Annotated in this window: 15 protein-coding genes, 2 tRNA genes and 2 rRNA genes; 13 read left to right on the top strand and 6 right to left on the bottom strand. The window is 61.9% G+C overall.

Going from position 1 to position 20336, the window contains the following annotated elements:
• Window positions 1-41: 41 nt before the first annotated feature.
• The 3 genes from ACQY4G_RS02270 to ssb all read left to right on the top strand — a co-directional run bounded on the left by ACQY4G_RS02270 (window position 42) and on the right by ssb (window position 2766).
• The gene (locus tag ACQY4G_RS02270) at window positions 42-281 is read left to right on the top strand and encodes a FeoA family protein (RefSeq protein ID WP_421992766.1); all 240 of its coding nucleotides are present in this window, start codon (window positions 42-44) and stop codon (window positions 279-281) included.
• The gene (gene feoB / locus ACQY4G_RS02265) at window positions 278-2140 is read left to right on the top strand and encodes a ferrous iron transporter B (protein ID WP_421992764.1); all 1863 of its coding nucleotides are present in this window, start codon (window positions 278-280) and stop codon (window positions 2138-2140) included. The genes ACQY4G_RS02270 and feoB overlap by 4 nt, the downstream gene beginning before the upstream one ends.
• Window positions 2141-2238: 98 nt before the next feature.
• On the top strand, window positions 2239-2766 hold the full coding sequence (ssb, locus tag ACQY4G_RS02260) for a single-stranded DNA-binding protein (protein WP_421992762.1): 528 nt from the start codon (window positions 2239-2241) through the stop codon (window positions 2764-2766).
• A 628-nt stretch (window positions 2767-3394) separates the two neighbouring features.
• Here ssb and ACQY4G_RS02255 read toward each other — a convergent pair.
• Window positions 3395-3931, bottom strand: coding sequence for a YceD family protein (locus ACQY4G_RS02255; protein ID WP_421992760.1), 537 nt, complete (start codon window positions 3929-3931; stop codon window positions 3395-3397).
• Window positions 3928-4443, bottom strand: a complete 516-nt coding sequence (locus tag ACQY4G_RS02250; protein ID WP_421992758.1) for a ubiquinol-cytochrome C chaperone family protein — start codon at window positions 4441-4443, stop codon at window positions 3928-3930. The genes ACQY4G_RS02255 and ACQY4G_RS02250 overlap by 4 nt, the downstream gene beginning before the upstream one ends.
• 162 nt (window positions 4444-4605) lie before the next feature.
• On the opposite strand from ACQY4G_RS02250, the gene ACQY4G_RS02245 reads away from it, so the two are divergent.
• From ACQY4G_RS02245 to ACQY4G_RS02225, 5 genes are read left to right on the top strand one after another with little or no spacing between them, the layout of a single operon-like run.
• On the top strand, window positions 4606-5067 hold the full coding sequence (locus ACQY4G_RS02245) for an outer membrane protein assembly factor BamE (RefSeq protein WP_067693893.1): 462 nt from the start codon (window positions 4606-4608) through the stop codon (window positions 5065-5067).
• A 53-nt stretch (window positions 5068-5120) separates the two neighbouring features.
• A complete protein-coding gene (hslV, locus tag ACQY4G_RS02240) occupies window positions 5121-5681 on the top strand; it encodes an ATP-dependent protease subunit HslV (RefSeq protein WP_067693896.1) in 561 nt (186 codons plus the stop codon).
• Between the two features lie 4 nt (window positions 5682-5685).
• The gene (hslU, locus tag ACQY4G_RS02235; protein ID WP_421992756.1) at window positions 5686-6987 is read left to right on the top strand and encodes an ATP-dependent protease ATPase subunit HslU; all 1302 of its coding nucleotides are present in this window, start codon (window positions 5686-5688) and stop codon (window positions 6985-6987) included.
• A gap of 4 nt (window positions 6988-6991) precedes the next feature.
• Window positions 6992-7447, top strand: a complete 456-nt coding sequence (locus tag ACQY4G_RS02230; protein WP_421992754.1) for a GNAT family N-acetyltransferase — start codon at window positions 6992-6994, stop codon at window positions 7445-7447.
• Window positions 7444-7848, top strand: a complete 405-nt coding sequence (locus ACQY4G_RS02225; RefSeq protein WP_421992752.1) for an ACT domain-containing protein — start codon at window positions 7444-7446, stop codon at window positions 7846-7848. Before ACQY4G_RS02230 ends, ACQY4G_RS02225 begins: the two co-directional genes overlap by 4 nt.
• Before the next feature lie 81 nt (window positions 7849-7929).
• Here ACQY4G_RS02225 and ACQY4G_RS02220 read toward each other — a convergent pair whose 3' ends face one another.
• The 3 genes from ACQY4G_RS02220 to ACQY4G_RS02210 all read right to left on the bottom strand — a co-directional run bounded on the left by ACQY4G_RS02220 (window position 7930) and on the right by ACQY4G_RS02210 (window position 12366).
• Window positions 7930-9435, bottom strand: a complete 1506-nt coding sequence (locus ACQY4G_RS02220; protein WP_421992750.1) for a SulP family inorganic anion transporter — start codon at window positions 9433-9435, stop codon at window positions 7930-7932.
• A 106-nt stretch (window positions 9436-9541) separates the two neighbouring features.
• Window positions 9542-11350, bottom strand: a complete 1809-nt coding sequence (locus ACQY4G_RS02215) for an ABCB family ABC transporter ATP-binding protein/permease (RefSeq protein WP_421992748.1) — start codon at window positions 11348-11350, stop codon at window positions 9542-9544.
• A 47-nt stretch (window positions 11351-11397) separates the two neighbouring features.
• A complete protein-coding gene (locus ACQY4G_RS02210) occupies window positions 11398-12366 on the bottom strand; it encodes an aspartyl protease family protein (protein ID WP_421992746.1) in 969 nt (322 codons plus the stop codon).
• A 117-nt stretch (window positions 12367-12483) separates the two neighbouring features.
• On the opposite strand from ACQY4G_RS02210, the gene ACQY4G_RS02205 reads away from it, so the two are divergent.
• Complete coding sequence (locus ACQY4G_RS02205; RefSeq protein WP_421992744.1) at window positions 12484-13356, top strand: glycosyltransferase family 2 protein; 873 nt, start codon at window positions 12484-12486, stop codon at window positions 13354-13356.
• On the opposite strand, the gene ACQY4G_RS02200 is transcribed toward ACQY4G_RS02205, so the two are convergent.
• Complete coding sequence (locus ACQY4G_RS02200) at window positions 13274-14815, bottom strand: lipopolysaccharide biosynthesis protein (protein ID WP_421992742.1); 1542 nt, start codon at window positions 14813-14815, stop codon at window positions 13274-13276. The genes ACQY4G_RS02205 and ACQY4G_RS02200 overlap by 83 nt on opposite strands.
• Window positions 14816-15445: 630 nt before the next feature.
• Between ACQY4G_RS02200 and ACQY4G_RS02195 the strand changes: the two genes are divergently transcribed.
• From ACQY4G_RS02195 to ACQY4G_RS02180, 4 genes are all read left to right on the top strand, one after another.
• Window positions 15446-16931: ribosomal RNA gene (locus ACQY4G_RS02195) — 16S ribosomal RNA — on the top strand.
• Between the two features lie 182 nt (window positions 16932-17113).
• Window positions 17114-17190, top strand: a tRNA-Ile gene (locus ACQY4G_RS02190).
• A 15-nt stretch (window positions 17191-17205) separates the two neighbouring features.
• Window positions 17206-17281, top strand: a tRNA-Ala gene (locus ACQY4G_RS02185).
• Between the two features lie 260 nt (window positions 17282-17541).
• Window positions 17542-20335, top strand: a 23S ribosomal RNA gene (locus ACQY4G_RS02180).
• The 16S and 23S rRNA genes sit together here with 2 tRNA genes alongside, the layout of an rRNA operon.
• Window position 20336: the final 1 nt, after the last annotated feature.

Genomic DNA, 20336 nt, shown 5'->3' with positions numbered 1-20336 from the left:
ACCAGTTGCAACTGGCGCCCACTTCTGACAGGGCGACGCGCATGACGCTCGACGGTTTCGAACATGACAAGACTGCGCGCATCGTCGCGGTCGACTGGACTGCCCTGGCCGAGGACGAGGGCAAGCGCCTCAAGGCGCTGGGCGTGGACGAGGGCGCGGAAGTCGCGGTTGTCCACCGCGGCATTTTCGGCACGCGCGACCCGCTCGCAGTGCGTATCGGGCGGATGACCATCGCCTTGCGCCGGTCGCATGCCCTCGCGATCGAGGTCGAGGCCGCATGAGCCGCGACGATCCGGTCAAGGGGCGCATCGCGGCGCTCGTCGGCAACCCCAATGCCGGCAAATCGGCGCTGTTCAACGCGCTGACCGGCGCGCGCCAGAAAATCGCCAACTACCCGGGCGTTACCGTCGAACGAAAGGCCGGGCGACTGCTCTTGCCGGGCGGCGATCCTGTCGAGCTGATCGACTTGCCGGGCTCATACAGTTTCGATGCCGCGAGCCCAGACGAGGAAGTCACGCGCAAGGTCGTGCACGGGGAATTCGAGGGCGAGGCGACGCCCGACGTGATCGTGCTGGTGCTCGACGCAGCCAATCTCGAGCAACATCTCGTCTTCGCACAGGAAGTGCTCGAACTGGGACGTCCGACGGTCGTCGCCCTCAACATGATCGATCTCGCGGAGCGGGACGGGCTGACGCTCGATGCCGAAGCGCTTTCCCAAGCGCTGGGGGTTCCCGTCGTCCCGACGGTCGCGGTGCGTCGCAAGGGGCTGGCGGAACTGGCGGCAGCCATCGCCGAAGCCGAAAGGCACGCCGACGAAGAGGCGCACAAGCGCTGGCACATCACATTGCCCGAACGCAGGCTGGCGGCAAAACACATGGCGCGGGGCGCGATCCTGTCGAAGTCGGCGCGCCACACGGTCGAGAACGGCATCGACCGCGTGCTGCTCAATCCGTGGATCGGGCCGGTCATCCTGTTCGGCCTGCTATTCGTGATCTTTCAGGCGGTGTTCGCCTGGGCAACGCCTTTCGCCGATGCGCTCGAAGGCGGCGTGGGCGCGATCTCGGGCCTCGTCACGGACACGTTGGCGCCCGGTTTCATCCGCGATTTCCTGACCGAGGGTGTGCTGGCCGGCGTCGGCTCCGTGGTCGTTTTCCTGCCGCAGATCGTCATCCTGTTCTTCTTCATCCTGGTGATGGAGGCGAGCGGTTACATGGCCAGGGCAGCCTTCCTGATGGATCGGCTGATGGCGGGCGTGGGTCTTTCGGGGAAGAGCTTCATCCCGCTGCTGTCGAGCTTCGCCTGCGCCATCCCGGGTATCATGGCCACCCGCAGCATTCCCGATGCCAAGGATCGACTCACCACCATTCTCGTCGCTCCGCTGATGACTTGCTCGGCGCGCTTGCCCGTCTATGCGGTGATCATCGCGGCGGTCATTCCGGAAACGACGGTCGGGCCCGGCGTGGGGCTGCAGGGGCTGGTGCTCTTCGCGCTCTATATTGCGGGCATCGTCGGCGCGATGGCGGTTGCCCTGGCGCTGCGCAATTCGGTCGCCAAGGGTGCGGCGAGCGGTTTCATCATGGAAATGCCGCGCTACCAGCTGCCGCGCGTAAAGGATCTTGCCATCGGCCTGTGGCAGCGCGCCTGGGTGTTCCTGCGCCGTGCGGGCACGATCATTTTCGTCGTCACCATCGCGCTGTGGTTGATGCTGAGCTTCCCCAAGGCCGAGCCGGGCGAGAGCCAGATGGATGCGAGCGTCGCGGGCATGATCGCCGATGGCCTGCATCCGGTGCTCGAGCCGATCGGCTTCAACCGCGAAATGAGCCTGGCTCTGGTCCCCGCAATGGCCGCGCGCGAGGTCGCCGTCTCGGCGCTCGCCACGACCTATGCGGTCGATGCCGAGGACGAGGACCTTGCAGCGGAGGGCGTGACCGACCGGATCGCCGAGCTATGGAGCCTGCCCACCGCGCTGGCCTTCCTCGCCTGGTTCGTCTTCGCACCGCAATGCATTTCGACGATCGCGGTCGCCCGGCGCGAGACCAATGGCTGGAAATGGCCCGCCTTCATGGTCGGCTATCTCTTCGCCCTGGCCTATGTTTTCGCCGGACTGACCTTCTGGATCGCGACTGCGCTCGGCTTGTAGCGAATTCGCTCCGCCATGGTGGAAACTCGACCGTGGCCCTAGAAGCGACTCGAAGCCTCGGTTAGGCCCTTCGCCAACAGATACGAAGGGACGATTCGATGGCCGGAAGCCTCAACAAAGTCATGCTGATCGGGAACCTGGGCGCAGACCCGGAAATCCGCAGCTTCCAGAACGGCGGTCGGGTCGCCAATTTGCGCCTCGCCACCACCGAGACGTGGAAGGATCGCAATACCGGCGAACGCCAGGAACGCACCGAGTGGCACAGTGTCGCGATCTTTTCCGACGGCCTCGTCGGCGTGGTCGAGCGCTTTCTGCGCAAGGGTTCGAAGGTCTATGTCGAAGGCCAGTTGCAGACCCGCAAGTGGCAGGACCAGTCGGGCAACGACCGCTATTCGACCGAAGTCGTGATCCGCGGCCTCAACGGCACGCTGACCATGCTCGACGGCGCGCAGAGCGGTTCAGGGGGCGGCGGTAACCGCGGCGGCGGTGGCAATTACGGTGGCAGTTCTGGCGGAGACCAGGGCGGCGGCTGGAATCAGGGCGGTGGCGGATCGTCTGGCGGCAGCTCCGGCGGTTCGGGCGGCGGTTCGAACTACGACGATCTCGACGACGACATCCCGTTCTGAGTCGCGTCCTGTGTTCAGCCCCGCGTGGGCGGGACTGAACCGATGGGAGCGTCCACTAGCGACGACATTGCGGTCGTTGGCATATTAATATGTCCCGCGTAGTTTCCGACAATGGTTTCAATCCTCTCGGAAACGATCGCGCCGGTATTGGGCGCTGTCTGGCTAGCTGGCGGAGCGATCATGCTCCTTCTTTTCGCCAAGCAAAAATGGCATCGAGAAATGGCGGTGGCGGCAGTCGCGATGATTATCTTTGGAGCGATAATCCTAGCCTCAGGTTCGGCTGAAACTCGATTATTCTCGCTAGCGGCCGGAGTATTGGTAGGTACAGGGTTATCCTTCTACGGGTTCAGAAGTTAAGTCGGTGAGCCAGTCCGCTTCCCACGCCAGTTTGTGTCCGATCTACTGAGGTGGCGCTACCCCAGGTGCGGACAGTCGGTGAACGGCCAGGTTGCGGACGTAACGACAAATAGTTAGGCTAGTCTCGGCTCTGACACGGTCGGCGTGGGCGAACCAAATATGGTTCGTCTTGGCGGGTTCGACTCCCGCCCGTGAGTCCCTCCGACCCTAACGTCCTCGCGTGCGCATTCAATTCCGGTCGAGATGTCCGCTTCCCACCCAAAAACGGAATTTAGCCGCTCTCACCTTTGAGCTTCGCCAGCGCTTCCGCCAGCGGGCCGCTCGGCGCTTGTTCTTCGTCGCTGGTGATGCCGGCTTTCTGGCGTGTCTCGTCGGCGCCGGGGCCCTCGCGGTAGGGATCGATGGCGAGCGCCAGCGTCTGGGCGATGGCTTCGCCGAGGTCGAAACTGGCGCCCTCATACTCGATCTCGTCGAGATCCTCGCTGTCGAGCTCGATCTCCTCGTCCGGTGCGTAATCCGGCGCCGACCCGGCGGGTACGAAGCGCAGCGCCAGGGGTTCCGCGACATCGTAAGACAGGTCCTCGCGCGTCACCGCGCAGGGTTGTACGATGGTCGCGGTCAGCGTGCCATTGGCCAGCACAGCCTCGTCCTTCGTGTCGAATTCCACCCTGGCGGTCAGCTTGGGGATTGCGGTCATCGCGAATCGTTCGGCCAGCGCGGCGCGTTCGGTTTCGCTGGTCTCGATCACCATTGGCTCGGCCGGTAGCGCGCGGGGCTTGACCAGGCGGCTGAGTTCTGGGGTGCTCATGTAACGATCTCTCCGGCGCGCAGCTGATCGATCGTCGTGCGTTCGAGCCGTGCGTGGAGCGCGGCCATCCGTTGGACCAGCGCTTCGGCCTCGTCCGGCTGCGCCATGGTGACGTTGCGGCGCACCGCATCGACCAGCACCTTGGGGTCGCTGCGCAAACCTTCGCGATAGGCGCCGATGCGCCCGTTCAGGCTTTCCATCAGCGCATTGATCTTCTTGCCCACGGTGGGATCGCCGATGCCGGCCTCGCGCATCTGCCCCTCCATGTCCTCGACGAACAATTCGGTCAGCCGCGCGGTGCTGGCTTCCATTCCGCCTTCGTCTTCAAGTCGCAGCATGACCAATGTCAGAACCAGCGTGATCATGTCGTACCGCCCCTCGACGCTGTCGGCGACGCCGCACATGCGATACCAGTCGGGATCGCGCGCTTCGGCGACGGTGCGATGCCACAATGCGCGCCATTCTTCGCGCGGGTCGGGCTGGGTGCCGAAAAGGCGGGACAGGAAGGACACGAGAATACTCCGTTCAGCGGCAATTCAAACCGCGATCCCCAAGCGCTCCCCATTGCCGAGTTGCATGGGTCGCCGCTTTCGGATTAAGGCGTTCCCCGAGCATATAGGCAGGGGGCCGCCCGCGGCCAAGCGCCTGCCGACAGACGGAGATTTGCTGTTCCCATGAACAGGTCGAAAATTCTGGGTCTCGCCGCCATCGGTGCAGCAGCCATTGCAGTGAGCGGCTGCACCTCGATCCGCGAACCACGCGGATACATCGTCGATGCAACTTTGCTGCAGACGGTCCAGCCCGGGATCGACAACCAGCGCAGCGTCGAAGGCACGCTGGGCCGCCCGACCTTCGAAAGCCAGTATGGTCAGACCACCTGGTATTACGTGTCGAGCACGACCGGCCGCCGGCCCTTCGTCCGCCCGCGCATCCGCGAACATTCGGTGCTGGCGGTGAAATTCGACGAGGCCGGCAATGTGATCTCGGCCGAACGGACCGGGATCGACAAGGTCGTCTACCTGAGCCCCGATGGCGATGCGACGCCAACGCTCGGTCGCGAGCGGACCTTCCTCGAAGATCTGTTCGGCAATATCGGCGCAGTCGGTGCGCCGGGCGCCGCGGGGCCGGGCCAGTAAACAGCTGAAGCGCACGGCTTGACCCCCGCCGCGCGCGCCCCATATCGCGCGGCATGAGTTCACAAGACGATCGCCACGGGCTGACCCAGTGGCATTCCACCACCATCATCGGCGTCAAGCGCGGCGATAAGACGATTATTGCCGGGGACGGACAGGTCTCCATGGGCAACACGGTGATGAAGCCCAATGCGAAGAAGGTTCGCCGTATCGGCGACGAGGGTAAGGTCGTCGCTGGGTTCGCGGGTGCGACCGCCGATGCCTTCACCCTGTTCGAACGGCTCGAGCGCAAACTCGAACAGCATAATGGCCAACTCCTTCGCGCTGCGGTGGAGTTGACCAAGGACTGGCGCATGGACAAGTACCTGCGCAATCTCGAAGCGCTGATGATCGTGGCCGACAAGGAGAACCTGCTGGTCCTCACCGGCAATGGCGATGTGCTCGAACCCGAAGGCGGGATCGCGGCGATCGGATCGGGCGGCAATTACGCGCTGTCGGCCGCCAAGGCGCTGGTCGATTACGAAGACGATGCCGAAACCATTGCGCGCAAGGCGATGGCGGTCGCCGCCGATGTCTGCGTCTTCACCAACGGCAATGTGACCGTCGAAACGGTCTGAGGATTTGATGGACAATCTGACTCCCAAGGCGATCGTCGCCGCGCTCGACGAGCACATCATCGGCCAGAAAGACGCCAAGCGCGCGGTTGCCGTGGCGCTCCGCAACCGCTGGCGCCGGCAGCGGCTCGGTCCCGAACTGCGCGACGAGGTGACGCCCAAGAACATCCTGATGATCGGTCCCACCGGCTGCGGCAAGACCGAGATCAGCCGCCGGCTGGCGAAGCTCGCCGAAGCGCCGTTCATCAAGATCGAGGCGACCAAGTTCACCGAAGTCGGCTATGTCGGCCGCGATGTTGATCAGATCGCGCGTGACCTTGCCGAAGAGGCAATCCGTCTCGAGAAGGAGCGTCGTCGCGAGGCTGTGCGGGAGGCCGCGAGCGAAGCGGCGATGGAACGCCTGCTGACGGCGCTGGTTGGCGACAATGCCAGCGAGGCGACACGCGAGGCGTTCCGCCAGCGGATCGTCGAGAATGCGATGAACGAGACCGAGGTCGAGGTCGAGGTGCGCGAACAGCCGGGCCAGCAGATGGACATTCCCGGCATGCCCGGCGGCGTCGGCATGATCGACCTCAGCGACATGCTCGGCAAGGCGATGGGCAAGAGCCCGATGAAACGCCGCAAGCTGAAGGTCCCCGATGCCTGGGACCGCCTCGTCGACGAGGAAGCTGAAAAGCGGATGGACCAGGACGACGTCAATCGCGTCGCGCTCGAAAATGCCGAGACCAACGGCATCGTCTTCCTCGACGAAATCGACAAGATCGCCGTTTCCGACGTCCGCGGCGGGAGCGTCAGCCGCGAGGGCGTGCAGCGCGACCTGCTGCCGCTGATCGAAGGCACGACGGTGGCGACCAAATACGGCCCGATGAAGACCAATCACGTGCTCTTCATCGCGTCGGGCGCGTTCCACGTTGCCAAGCCCAGCGACATGCTGCCCGAACTGCAGGGCCGCCTCCCGATCCGCGTCGAACTGCGCGCGCTGACCGAGGAGGACTTCGTGCGTATCCTCAAGGAGACGCGCGCCAACCTCGTCGAACAGTACACAGCGCTGATCGGTACCGAAGACGTGACGCTGGACTTCACCGACGATGCGATCGCCGAAGTCGCCAAGCTGGCGGCGCGGGTGAATGAGACCGTCGAGAATATCGGGGCTCGCCGCTTGCAAACGGTGATGGAACGCCTGCTCGAAGACATAAGCTTCGAAGCCGAGGAACATACCGGCGAGACCGTGACGATCGACGCGGCATATGTTCGCGAGCGGCTCGAAACGCTCGCCGGCGACGCCGACCTTAGCAAGTATATTCTCTAGCGTGGTGGAGTATGCGCGCCTGGTCCCTGGCGACGCCGACAGGCTGGAAGAGCTCAACCTGTTCTTCGCGCGCGTATTTCCCGATCCTGAGGTTCTCGATTGCGAGGGTGCCTCGGCGCAGCAGCGCGCCGCATGGCTCGCCGATAATGGCAATGTCGCGCTGGTCGCGCTGGAGAGTTCGGAAATCGTCGGCGGGCTTGTCGCCTTCCGCTTCGACAAGATCGAAGGTCGGCGCGAGTTCTACATCTACGATCTTGCCGTCGCGGAAGCGTATCGCAGACGCGCTATCGCGACCCGACTCATCGAGGCGCTCTGCCGGATCGCCCGCGATGCCGGGGCGTGGGTGGTATATGTACAGGCCGACCAGGCGGATGCCCCTGCCGTTGCGCTCTACACCAAGCTCGGCGCGCGAGAGGATGTCCTCCATTTCGATATCGATCCGAAAGTCATGAAGCCGTGAGTGACGCAGTCGGCGAGCTTCGGGCCATGCTTGCCGGCATGGCCCCGCGACTCGATCCGCGTCGCTGGCGCTTCGTCCTCGTCGAACCCGGCAATGCTCCGCAATTGCTGGGCGCCGCGATCGCCACCATTCGCGAGGATGAGGGCGTGACGGCGATCGTTCCGGCAAGGCTTGCAGAGAAGCTGGGCATGGAGGGACCGGACTTTGCGCGTATCACCTTGACCGTCCATTCCGATCTCGAAGGCCTCGGCCTTACCGCGGCCGTCGCCAGCGCGCTCGCCGAGGCTGGCATTGCCTGCAACATGATCGCAGCCTTTCACCACGATCATGCCTTCGTGCCCGCCGACCGTGGGGAAGAGGCGCTGGAGATTCTATCGGCGCTCCAGGCCGGGCATAACTGATCCGGGCGCAGGCCGGGGTCACAGGCCGTCAAGTGCCATGGCCGGCGGGGCCCCCGTCTGCGCGGGGACTCGCCACAATCCTCACGGATGCGGCGCCAGCCCGATTTCGACGCCGGTCTTGTCGGTCAGCGCGAATTTGTCGACAAGGTCGCTGCTTGCCCGGTTGAGCCCGATGACCTGCACGCTGCGCCCGTTGCGACGCATGCGCTCGACCACCTTGTCGAGCGCGCCCACCGCGCTGATGTCCCAGAAATGCGCCTTGGACACGTCGATGATGACGTGGTCCGCCGGGTCGGGCTGGGTGCTTTCGGGGCCGAGCGCTGCTTCGAAGCGCTCGACGCTGGCGTAGAATATCTGGCCCTTGGCGCGATAGGTGGCGGTATCGCCCTCGCGCTCGCGAACCACTTCGAACATGGTCATCACCTTATGGGTGAAGAACACGCCCGACAGAACCACGCCCGCAAGCACGCCCAGCGCGAGGTTGTGCGTGGCGACGACGACCGCCACCGTGGTCAGCATCACCACCGAGCTTTGCCAGGGGTGCTTCGAGAGATTGGGGATCGAGTTCCACGAGAAGGTCCCGATCGAAACCATGATCATGATCGCTACCAGCGCGGGCATCGGTACCTGGCCGACCAGATCGCCGAGCACTGCCAGCAGGATCAGCAGCGAAAGACCCGCGGTGAAGGTCGACAGACGCCCGCGCCCGCCGCTTGTGACGTTGATGACCGACTGACCGATCATTGCGCAGCCGCCCATGCCGCCGAACATGGCCGCGACGATGTTGGCCACGCCCTGACCACCGCTTTCGCGGCGCTTGTTCGAACCGGTGTGGGTCATGTCGTCGACGATCTGCGCGGTCAGCAGCGATTCGAGCAGGCCGACCGCCGCCATGGTCGCCGAATAGGGAGCGATGATGGCGAGCGTTTCCCAGGTGAGCGGCACGTCGGGCAGCGCGAAATAGGGCAGGCCCTCGGGCAGCTCGCCCATGTCGGACACGGTATTTACCGGCGCGTCGATCCAGATGGTGAGCGCGGTCAGCACCACGATCGCGACCAGCGGGCTGGGCACGGCGGTGGTCAGCTTGGGGATCAGGTAAATCATCGCCAGCGCGGCGGCGACCATGGCATAGGTCATCCAGCCGATCCCTTCCGCGCGCGGGTCGAGCTGCGGAAGCTGCGCCATGAAGATCAGGATGGCGAGCGCGTTGACGAAGCCGGTGATGACCGAGCGGCTGACGAACTGCATCAGCAGGTCGAGCCGCAACAGCGCAGCGATGCCCTGGAAGACACCCATCAGAATTGTCGCGGCAAAGAGGTATTCGACCCCGTGGTCGCGCACCAGCGGGATCACGACGACCGCGACCGCGGCGGTAGCGGCCGAAATCATGCCGGGTCGACCGCCGGTAAAGGCGATCACCATGGCGATGGCGACCGAGGCGTAGAGGCCGACGCGCGGATCGACGCCCGCGATGATCGAAAAGCCAATGGCCTCGGGGATCAGCGCTAGCGCGACGACCAGTCCGGCGAGCAGGTCGGCACGGATATTGGAGAACCAGTCGCGGCGAATCGCGTCACGGTCGAACATGCGGAAATTCCGTTCGTCAAGCTTGGGAAGGGTGCCGCGGGCGCGGCAAATCGCGCGCTACATGGACAATGTTGCACTGCAACACAACCCTTGGGCCTGCGAATTCCTATTCGGCGTGCGTGCGCTCGGCCTGCTGGCGTGCCCACATTTCCGCATAGAGGCCGCGCGCCGACAGCAATTCGTCATGCGTGCCGCTTTCCGCCAGCCGACCCTGTTCTAGCACGAGGATCCGGTCGGCATCGGCGATGGTCGACAACCGGTGCGCGATGGCGAGTGTGGTGCGGTGTTCCGAAACGCGGCGCAGGGTGGCGAGGATTTCCTGTTCGGTACGGCTGTCGAGCGCGCTGGTGGCCTCGTCCAGCAGCAAGATCGGTGGATCCTTCACCAGCGTGCGGGCAATGGCCACGCGCTGCTTTTCGCCGCCCGAAAGCTTGAGACCGCGTTCACCGACCTCGGTGTCGAGACCATCGGGAAGTTGCTCGATAAACGGCAGGATCGCCGCTGCCCGCGCGGCCTCGATCACCCGCTCGCGCTGGGCCCCGTCGCGGCCATAGGCGATGTTGTAGCCGATCGTGTCGTTGAAGAGCACGCTGTCTTGCGGAACGATGCCGATCTTGTCGCGCAGACTCGCCTGCGTGACGCTCGCGATGTCCTGTCCGTCGATCAAGATGCGCCCCGCCTGCGGATCGTAGAAGCGGAACAGCAAACGCCCGATGGTGCTCTTGCCCGCCCCGGAGGGGCCGACGATCGCGACCTGGCTGCCAGCCGGGACCTCGAAGCTGAGGCCGTGGAGGATCGTGCGATCCGGCTCATATCCGAAGACGACGTTGTCGAACGTCAGCGTCGGGCGCTGGATCACCAGCGCGGGCGCGCCGGGAATGTCCTTCACCTCTGCTTCGGTATCGATCAGGCGGAACATCTCGGCCATGTCGATCAGGCCTTGCCGCACCGTCCGATAGACCATGCCGAGCATGTCGAGCGGGCGGAAGAGTTGCATCAAGTAGGTGTTGACCAACACGAGGTCGCCGGTCGTCAGCACGCCCTTGCTCCATTGCCAGACGGTAAAGGCCATGGCGCCGCCCATCAGCAGATTGGTGATGACCGCCTGGCTGATATTGAGCAGGCCGAGCGAGTTCTCGCTCTTGGTCGCGGCATCGGCGAAGGCACTGGCCGATTCGGCATAGCGCGCCCGCTCGCGCGCCTCCGCGCCGAAATATTTGACCGTCTCGTAATTGAGCAGGCTGTCGACCGAGCGGGCGAGGGCGGTCCCGTCGAGCTCGTTCATCTGCCGGCGCAGCTCGTTGCGCCATTCGGTGATCTTGTGGGTCACCGTGATGTAAGCCGCAACTGTCAGCGCCGTGGCCGCGACCAGCTCCCAGCCGAAATTGATATAGAAGATGATCCCCACGGCTATCAGTTCGATCGCGGTCGGGGCGATATTGAACAGCAGGAAATAGAGCATGATGTCGATGCTCTTGGTCCCGCGGTCGATCGTCTTGGTGACCTCGCCCGTGCGCCGCGACAGGTGGAAGCGCAGCGATAGCTGGTGCAACCGGGTGAAGGTGTCTTCGGCCAGCTGGCGGGTGGCATCCTGCCCGACCCGCTCGAAGGTCATGTTGCGCAGATTGTCGAACACGACTGCGGCCAGGCGTCCCGCTGCATAGGCGATCACGAAGGCCAGCGCGACCATTGCCGCCTCGTTGCTCGGCGTGGTCATCGCATCGACCGCGCCCTTGTAGGCGAAGGGCAGTGCCAGCATCGTGCCCTTGGCCAGCAGCACGAACAGCATCGCGCCCACGATCCGCCGCCGCAGGTTCGGATTGTCGGCGGGCCAGAGATAGGGGAGGAAGCGCCGGACGGTGGCCCAGCCTTCGGGATCGTCGTGCTGGGCGGTACTGGCGGTGTCGGGCGGCATCGGCCGGTTACTTGGGGAAGCGCGTGCGGCGGGACAAGGTTTAAGCGCTAGGGCCAGTTGGCGGGCCAACGGTTTCTGTATCGCGCGCGTTCGTAATCGCCGGGCACGTCGAAAAGCACCCGACGCTTGGCGAAATCGATCGCGACCCTGTCGAACACGCGCATGTTGCGGATGCCCAGGATCAAGGCAGGACGCTTGCTCAATCCAAGGGCAGCGAAAATCGGACTTTCGTTGAAGCTTATCGGCACATCGCCCATGGTCATTCCGCCGATCTCGAGTTCCCGCACATAGGCGAGGTCGCTGACGACGAATGTGCCATGCGCATCGATCGCGCCGGTCTTGCCCGCTTCGGCCGCGCGCAGTCGCCGCATCAGGGCGCGGTTGCCCACGCTCGCCTGCGCCCCGGTATCGATCACCACCGCGACGCGCGTATTGTCCATGCGCGCATCGGTGATCACCATCTGCCCGAGCTTGCGGCGGGCGCGGACGATGATTTCGAACCCTGCATTGCCGCCCAGAGCCCTGGCATCGTCGACCAGCATGCGATCCTCGCGAAAATCGATCAGCACGCGCAGGTCCTGGAGGCTGTCGAGGCCGAGAATGCCGTCGGCACCGATATGGCGTTCATACAGGAGCGGCGATAGCAGGCCGGTGATCGAGCGGTCGGCGAAGCTGAGCTCGTCCACTTCGACCAGGTCAACGGCGCGGGCACTGCCCAGCGCGACGAGCGTGGCCTGGCCGCGGCGCGGCAATGCGAGATCGTCGGCAACGGCATGCGTGATCGCGGTTGCTTGGGCACCGGTATCGATCAGGAAGCGGTAAGGGCCCACCCCGCCGATGGTCACGGGCACCGTGAGCCGTTCGTAGCGATCGCGATCAAGGATATGGTCCGCCGGAAGCTGTTGCGTAGTCTGGTCGCCATCGCCTGAGACCTGCGCTGCGGCAGGTACCGCAAGGGCGAAGAGGGCGGCTATCCAAGCCGTTCGCAAAAGCGCATGTCGAACCATCGTGTTCATCCGCTACGGGGTATCGCACGGTACCACGTCGACGCGATCCGGCAAAACCGCCCGCCCGATTGTCGCCGCCGCGCGCGGTGCTATAGCGCAATCCAGGCGCGACGAGATGGGCGAAGTATGACCGACGACAGCTGCCGGGTGCTCGTAACCGTGATGGCGCATAATGAAGAGCGGCGTATCGCCGCCTGCCTCGACAGCCTGCCGCTGGGCGATGCCGGGATACGCATCGTGGTTGTCGTCAACGGCAGTCGCGACGGTACGGCCGGCATCGTGCGCGGCTATGCCGGGCGCGGCGTCGAACTGGTCGAATATGCGCAAGGCGGCAAGGCGCGCAGCTGGAGCCGGTTCATTCTCGACGAAGCGCCCGAGGCCGAGACCTATGTGTTCGTCGATGGCGATGCCGAACTCGAACCCGGATCCGTCGCCGCCCTGGAGCGGTGCCTTTCAAAGAACCCGCAGGCCAATGCCGCCGCCGCACCGCCGATGAACGGGCGCAATGCAGCTCACTATCGCCGGCTGATGGCTGAGGAAGCCGGTCTGTTCGGCGATTGCTACGCGCTGCGTGGCGGATTCGTCGACCGCTTGCGCGTCAGCGGTATCCGTCTGCCCGACGATTTGATCGGCGACGACGGGCTGATCGCGGCACTCGCGCATACCGATATCGGACCCGATGCCGACTGGCGCGACGAGCGCGTGGTCGGCTGTCTGGAGGCAGGTTTCTATTGCGCGCCGAACCCGATCACCTCGCAGGGCTTGCGCCAGCAGGCGAGCCGGATGACCAATTACGCGCTGCGCGAGTATCAGAACCGGATCATCACCGCGATCATGCGCGAAAGCGGACCCAGGGGGCTGCCGCGCAACCTGGTGGAGGTCTATCCGCAGTCGCTCGGGACGCTGAGGCCGCGGCTCAATCCGCTATGGTATTGGTTCGATCGCCGGGCGCTGGCGCGGATGCGCTCGGCGGTAGCGGATCGGCAGGCGAGCGCCTGAGCATGGCGATCCCGCGGCGGACCACTTCGGGCCAGACGAGATAGAGTATGCCGGAATAGGTCGCCGCGCCGGTGATCGCCAAGGCGCCGAGTGTCGCCACCGGGCCGATGTCGTCCGGCAGTGCCTGGCGAAGGCCGAGGACCACCGCAGCCATCGCGAGACAGGCAAGGGCGGGGGGCGCGGCTGCCAGCAGCAACCGCCATACGGACAGTTGGATTTGCGGGAGCGTCAGCGCCAGCGTGACTATCAGCAGCAGCGGCGCCGCGACCCACCAGGCCCGCACGAGCCCCTGCGCGCCATATTCCACGCCGATCAGAAAGGATGTGGCGAATATCGCCGCCCCGGCGATGCTGGTGGCAAGGTAGATGCCTTCCCTGCCCGTGGCGGTGCAGGTTGGCGAGCAGATGATCTGCACCGCCATCAGCGGCATCACGAGCGCCAAGCCCGAAACGATCGGCGCCATGCCGACCCATTTCTCCCCGAAGACGATCAGGATCGCTTCGGGTGCGGTCAGCGACAGCCCTGTATAGATGGGCGCGACAACCAGCAGGACGCTTTGCACCGTGCGCTCGAAATAGGGGCCGAGGCTGCGCCCGGACTTGTGCAGTTCTGCATAGGCGGGAAAGGCCACGTCGTTGAGCGGCGGGATAAAGCGACCCGTGACGATCAGCGTGAGGAACAGCGCTTCCGAATAGAGACCCAGTTCGTAGGTGGTAAACGTGCGACCGGCGATGAAGATTTCGCTCTGGCTCTGGATGATCCAGAACAGCTGGCACAGCGTGAGCGCGCCCCCGAAGCCGATCATGCGGCGGGCGCCCTTCAGATTGAAGACGGGGCGCACCCAGAGGCGTGCTGCGACGGTCATGATCACGGCGCGTACTGCATAGCCGGCGATCGGAGCATATATCAGCGCCCAGACGCCGAAGCCGAACCAGGCCAGCGTCAGCGCGGTGACTGCCGCCGCGATTGCGGATACCAGGTTGGCGATGCCCTGGCTGCGGAACTCGAGCCTGCGGGCAAGCAGGACGGTGGGCAACGCCGTGAAGGGGATGGCGATGAAGATCAGCGCCTGGACCCGCAACAGCTCGGCCACTTCGGGCTGGCCATAGTAATCGGCCACGAAAGGGGCGAGCAGCAGCTGGATGGCGGCGAGCGATCCGTTCGTGATGAGAAGCAGGGCAAAGGCTTGGCCGATCTCGCGTTCGCCCACCTCTTCCGCCTGGATCAGCGAACTCGCGAAACTCCAGCCATTGAGGAAGTGCAGAGCGGTGACGATCACCTGGCTCATCGCGAACAGACCGTAGTCCGACGGATCCAGCAGGCGAACCACCAGAATGGTGGAGCCCCACGTGATGATCTGCGCGACCAGCTGGCTGCCCCACCTCCACGCGAGCGCGCTGCGTACGCGCGCGCCGAATCCTTCTGGTGGCTCCTGCTCGCTGACCCCGCTGATCCTCATGACGGGTTTGCTAGGCGCGATTCGACTCGAATGCGAGCGATGAGATTCGCCTTTCCGGCGTGAATCGCCACCGATTCCGGGTGTGAATCGGGGGTCCTTCATGCCTTTGCCTCAGGGTGCGGTTGAAGGCTACCGCAGGCTTCCTATATCGATGCATGGCGCGATGGGGCCGGACCCCAGCTTTTCTGCGGGTTTGCAAAAAAATCGCAATAATTTTGCAAAAAGGCGTTGACCGAATCCCGACCCCCGCCTAGATGGCCCTCACCGACGCGGCGCTGGCGGCTTCCACCGCCCACCGCATCGGTCGCCAACAGATACGGACAGCCGGCTCCCCCGGTAAGAAAGGGGGAACCAATCGCTGTCCGCTACTACTGTCTCTGGCGGCTCTTTGACATTGTTGGTTTTTGATGAAGGGACATGTGGGCGACGGCGCCCGGTCCGGGGACCTCAAGGCTCCGAGTACCGGTTTAACCTTAAGCCGATTGCCACATCCTGATCGCCTCCACAGGCGGTTTTGATGATGCATGTCCATTCGTATCCATTACGTTTGACAGTGCAGGTATCGGCTCCTTGAAGCTCATGCCAAGCAGGCTGGCGGGGTTTTCCCCGTGCTTGATTGGCGTGTGACACAAACTTGAGAGTTTGATCCTGGCTCAGAACGAACGCTGGCGGCATGCCTAACACATGCAAGTCGAACGAAGCCTTCGGGCTTAGTGGCGCACGGGTGCGTAACGCGTGGGAACCTGCCTTTAGGTTCGGAATAACAGTTAGAAATGACTGCTAATACCGGATAATGTCTTCGGACCAAAGATTTATCGCCTTTAGATGGGCCCGCGTTGGATTAGATAGTTGGTGGGGTAATGGCCTACCAAGTCGACGATCCATAGCTGGTCTGAGAGGATGATCAGCCACACTGGGACTGAGACACGGCCCAGACTCCTACGGGAGGCAGCAGTGGGGAATATTGGACAATGGGCGAAAGCCTGATCCAGCAATGCCGCGTGAGTGATGAAGGCCTTAGGGTTGTAAAGCTCTTTTACCAGGGATGATAATGACAGTACCTGGAGAATAAGCTCCGGCTAACTCCGTGCCAGCAGCCGCGGTAATACGGAGGGAGCTAGCGTTGTTCGGAATTACTGGGCGTAAAGCGCACGTAGGCGGCTTTTCAAGTCAGGGGTGAAATCCCGGGGCTCAACCCCGGAACTGCCCTTGAAACTGGATGGCTAGAATACTGGAGAGGTGAGTGGAATTCCGAGTGTAGAGGTGAAATTCGTAGATATTCGGAAGAACACCAGTGGCGAAGGCGACTCACTGGACAGTTATTGACGCTGAGGTGCGAAAGCGTGGGGAGCAAACAGGATTAGATACCCTGGTAGTCCACGCCGTAAACGATGATAACTAGCTGTCCGGGCTCATAGAGCTTGGGTGGCGCAGCTAACGCATTAAGTTATCCGCCTGGGGAGTACGGTCGCAAGATTAAAACTCAAAGGAATTGACGGGGGCCTGCACAAGCGGTGGAGCATGTGGTTTAATTCGAAGCAACGCGCAGAACCTTACCAGCCTTTGACATCCTAGGACGGTTTCTGGAGACAGATTCCTTCCCTTCGGGGACCTAGTGACAGGTGCTGCATGGCTGTCGTCAGCTCGTGTCGTGAGATGTTGGGTTAAGTCCCGCAACGAGCGCAACCCTCGTCCTTAGTTGCCATCATTTAGTTGGGCACTTTAAGGAAACTGCCGGTGATAAGCCGGAGGAAGGTGGGGATGACGTCAAGTCCTCATGGCCCTTACAGGCTGGGCTACACACGTGCTACAATGGCATCTACAGTGAGCAGCGATCCCGCGAGGGTTAGCTAATCTCCAAAAGATGTCTCAGTTCGGATTGTTCTCTGCAACTCGAGAGCATGAAGGCGGAATCGCTAGTAATCGCGGATCAGCATGCCGCGGTGAATACGTTCCCAGGCCTTGTACACACCGCCCGTCACACCATGGGAGTTGGATTCACCCGAAGGCGGTGCGCTAACCTTTTAGGAGGCAGCCGACCACGGTGGGTTCAGCGACTGGGGTGAAGTCGTAACAAGGTAGCCGTAGGGGAACCTGCGGCTGGATCACCTCCTTTCTAAGGATTGTCACGAAAGCGCCGACGCCAGACGTCGGAAGAGCTTCGCGACTTTCTAAAGAACAATGCCGTCGTCCTCATGTCCTTTCATCAATCGGATACAGCCTAGCGGGCTTGCTCGTTTAGGCTGTTTGCCTGAGCTGGCTTTTGCCGCCCGCGGCCGTAAGGCCCGCCTGGCGCATAGGCCCGTAGCTCAGTTGGTTAGAGCGCACCCCTGATAAGGGTGAGGTCGGTGGTTCAAATCCACTCGGGCCTACCATTTGCCTGGTCTTACGGGGCCTTAGCTCAGCTGGGAGAGCACCTGCTTTGCAAGCAGGGGGTCATCGGTTCGATCCCGATAGGCTCCACCAGGCAGCCAATCCGATAGATGAAACGAAAGCGGATCCCGCGTGTTTGCGGGTAGGTGGTTTCGACCACCGTCTTTGACATTGTGAATGGGTTTTTAAATCGATGCCGTGGCGCATGGATTGTAGGGTTTGCCTTCGGGCGGATCGTGCAGGCTATGCATCACACAAGATCAATCAAATTGATTATCTGGCTGAGATATTCCTCCGCACTATCGTGTGGCGACTGACTTTTATGCAGGTCTGTCGTTGATGGTGTGGATTCTCAAGCGTGAGGTAAGAGCATTTGGTGGATGCCTTGGCATGTGCAGGCGATGAAGGACGTGGCACGCTGCGATAAGCGTCGGGGAGTTGTGAGCAAACTTTGATCCGGCGATTTCCGAATGGGGAAACCCACCCTCACCATTTCCTTTCGATCTAGCTTCGGCTGGCTCGGAAAGAGGTGGATAGGGTATCACCGAAGTGAATATATAGCTTTGGTGAAGCGAACCCGGGGAACTGAAACATCTCAGTACCCGGAGGAAAAGACATCAACAGAGATTCCCGTAGTAGTGGCGAGCGAACCGGGACCAGGCCAGTGCCTTCATTTCAACTAGCAAAACACTTTGGAAAGAGTGGCCATAGTGGGTGACAGCCCCGTATGCGAAAGTGATGATGAAGGACTCGAGTAGGGCGGGACACGTGAAATCCTGTCTGAACATGGGGGGACCACCCTCCAAGCCTAAATACTCGCACATGACCGATAGCGAACACAGTACCGTGAGGGAAAGGTGAAAAGCACCCCGATTAGGGGAGTGAAACAGTACCTGAAACCGGATGCTTACAAGCAGTTGGAGCCCCATAGGGGGTGACAGCGTACCTCTTGCATAATGGGTCAGTGACTTAATTTATCGAGCAAGCTTAAGCCGTTAGGTGTAGGCGCAGCGAAAGCGAGTCTGAATAGGGCGACTGAGTTCGATGAATTAGACCCGAACCCCGGCGATCTAGGCATGGCCAGGTTGAAGGTGCGGTAACACGCACTGGAGGACCGAACCGGTGAATGTTGAAAAATTCTCGGATGAGCTGTGTTTAGGGGTGAAAGGCCAATCAAGCCGGGAAATAGCTGGTTCTCCGCGAAATCTATTGAGGTAGAGCGTCGGATGTATGCCGATGGGGGTAGAGCACTGGATGGGCTAGGGCTGCGCGAGCGGTACCAAACCTAACCAAACTCCGAATACCATCGAGTCTTATCCGGCAGACAGACGGCGGGTGCTAAGGTCCGTCGTCAAAAGGGAAACAGCCCTAACCTACAGCTAAGGTCCCCAAGTCATATCTAAGTGGGAAAGCATGTGGGAATCCCAAAACAACCAGGAGGTTGGCTTAGAAGCAGCCATCCTTTAAAGAAAGCGTAACAGCTCACTGGTCTAAATAAGGGTTCCTGCGGCGAAGATGTAACGGGGCTAAAGATATGCACCGAAGCTTAGGGTTCAGAATTTATTCTGAGCGGTAGCGGAGCGTTCCGTAAGCGAGTGAAGGCGAAGGGTAACCGACGCTGGACGTATCGGAAGTGCGAATGCTGACATGAGTAGCGACAAACAGGGTGAGATGCCCTGTCGCCGAAAGACCAAGGGTTCCTGCTCAACGCTAATCGGAGCAGGGTTAGCCGGCCCCTAAGACGAGCCCGAAGGGGGTAGTCGATGGGAACCACGTAAATATTCGTGGGCCTGAAGATGTGTGACGGATCGTGGACGTTGTTCGACCTTATTGGATTGGTCGGGCAGCCAAGCGGTTCCAGGAAATAGCCTCTTCACTATAGACCGTACCCGAAACCGACACAGGTGGTCAGGTAGAGTATACCAAGGCGCTTGAGAGAAGTATCCTGAAGGAACTCGGCAAATTGCCTCCGTACCTTCGGAAGAAGGAGGCCCCATATCGACGCAAGTCTTTGTGGGGGGCACAGGCCAGGGGGTAGCGACTGTTTAGCAAAAACACAGCACTCTGCTAAGTCGGCTTCAAGACGACGTATAGGGTGTGACGCCTGCCCGGTGCTCGAAGGTTAAGAGGAGGAGTGCAAGCTCCGAATTGAAGCCCGAGTAAACGGCGGCCGTAACTATAACGGTCCTAAGGTAGCGAAATTCCTTGTCGGGTAAGTTCCGACCTGCACGAATGGCGTAACGACTTCCCCACTGTCTCCAGGATATGCTCAGCGAAATTGAATTCTCCGTGAAGATGCGGAGTACCCGCGGTTAGACGGAAAGACCCCGTGCACCTTTACTGCAGCTTCAGAGTGGCATTAGGAAATTACTGTGTAGAATAGGTGGGAGGCTTTGAAACTCGGGCGCCAGTCCGAGGGGAGCCAACCTGTGAAATACCACCCTGTGATTTTCTGATGTCTAACCACGCACCGTTAGCCGGTGTTGGGACCCTCTGTGGCGGGTAGTTTGACTGGGGCGGTCGCCTCCTAAAGAGTAACGGAGGCGCGCGATGGTAGGCTCAGGACGGTTGGAAACCGTCTGCGAGAGTGCAATGGCATAAGCCTGCCTGACTGCGAGACTGACGAGTCGAGCAGAGACGAAAGTCGGTCATAGTGATCCGGTGGTCCCTCGTGGAAGGGCCATCGCTCAACGGATAAAAGGTACGCCGGGGATAACAGGCTGATGATTCCCAAGAGCTCATATCGACGGAATCGTTTGGCACCTCGATGTCGGCTCATCACATCCTGGGGCTGGAGCAGGTCCCAAGGGTTTGGCTGTTCGCCAATTAAAGTGGTACGTGAGCTGGGTTCAGAACGTCGCGAGACAGTTTGGTCCCTATCTGCCGTGGGCGTCGATTGTTGAAAGGAGTTGCCCCTAGTACGAGAGGACCGGGGTGAACGTGCCTCTGGTGTACCTGTCATCCTGCCAAGGGTGCCGCAGGGTAGCTATGCACGGACGGGATAACCGCTGAAAGCATCTAAGCGGGAAGCCTCCCTTGAGATAAGCAATCTTCGAACCGTCATAGACCATGACGTTGATAGGCCGGGTGTGGAAGCGCAGTAATGCGTGGAGCTAACCGGTCCTAATAGTTCTTTTCGCGCTTGTAG

This window comes from Qipengyuania sp., assembly GCF_965277845.1.
Classification (GTDB): Bacteria; Pseudomonadota; Alphaproteobacteria; order Sphingomonadales; family Sphingomonadaceae; genus Qipengyuania.
The sequence above is the reverse complement of the archived record's forward strand: the minus strand, read 5'-3'. Positions and strand labels throughout refer to the sequence as shown.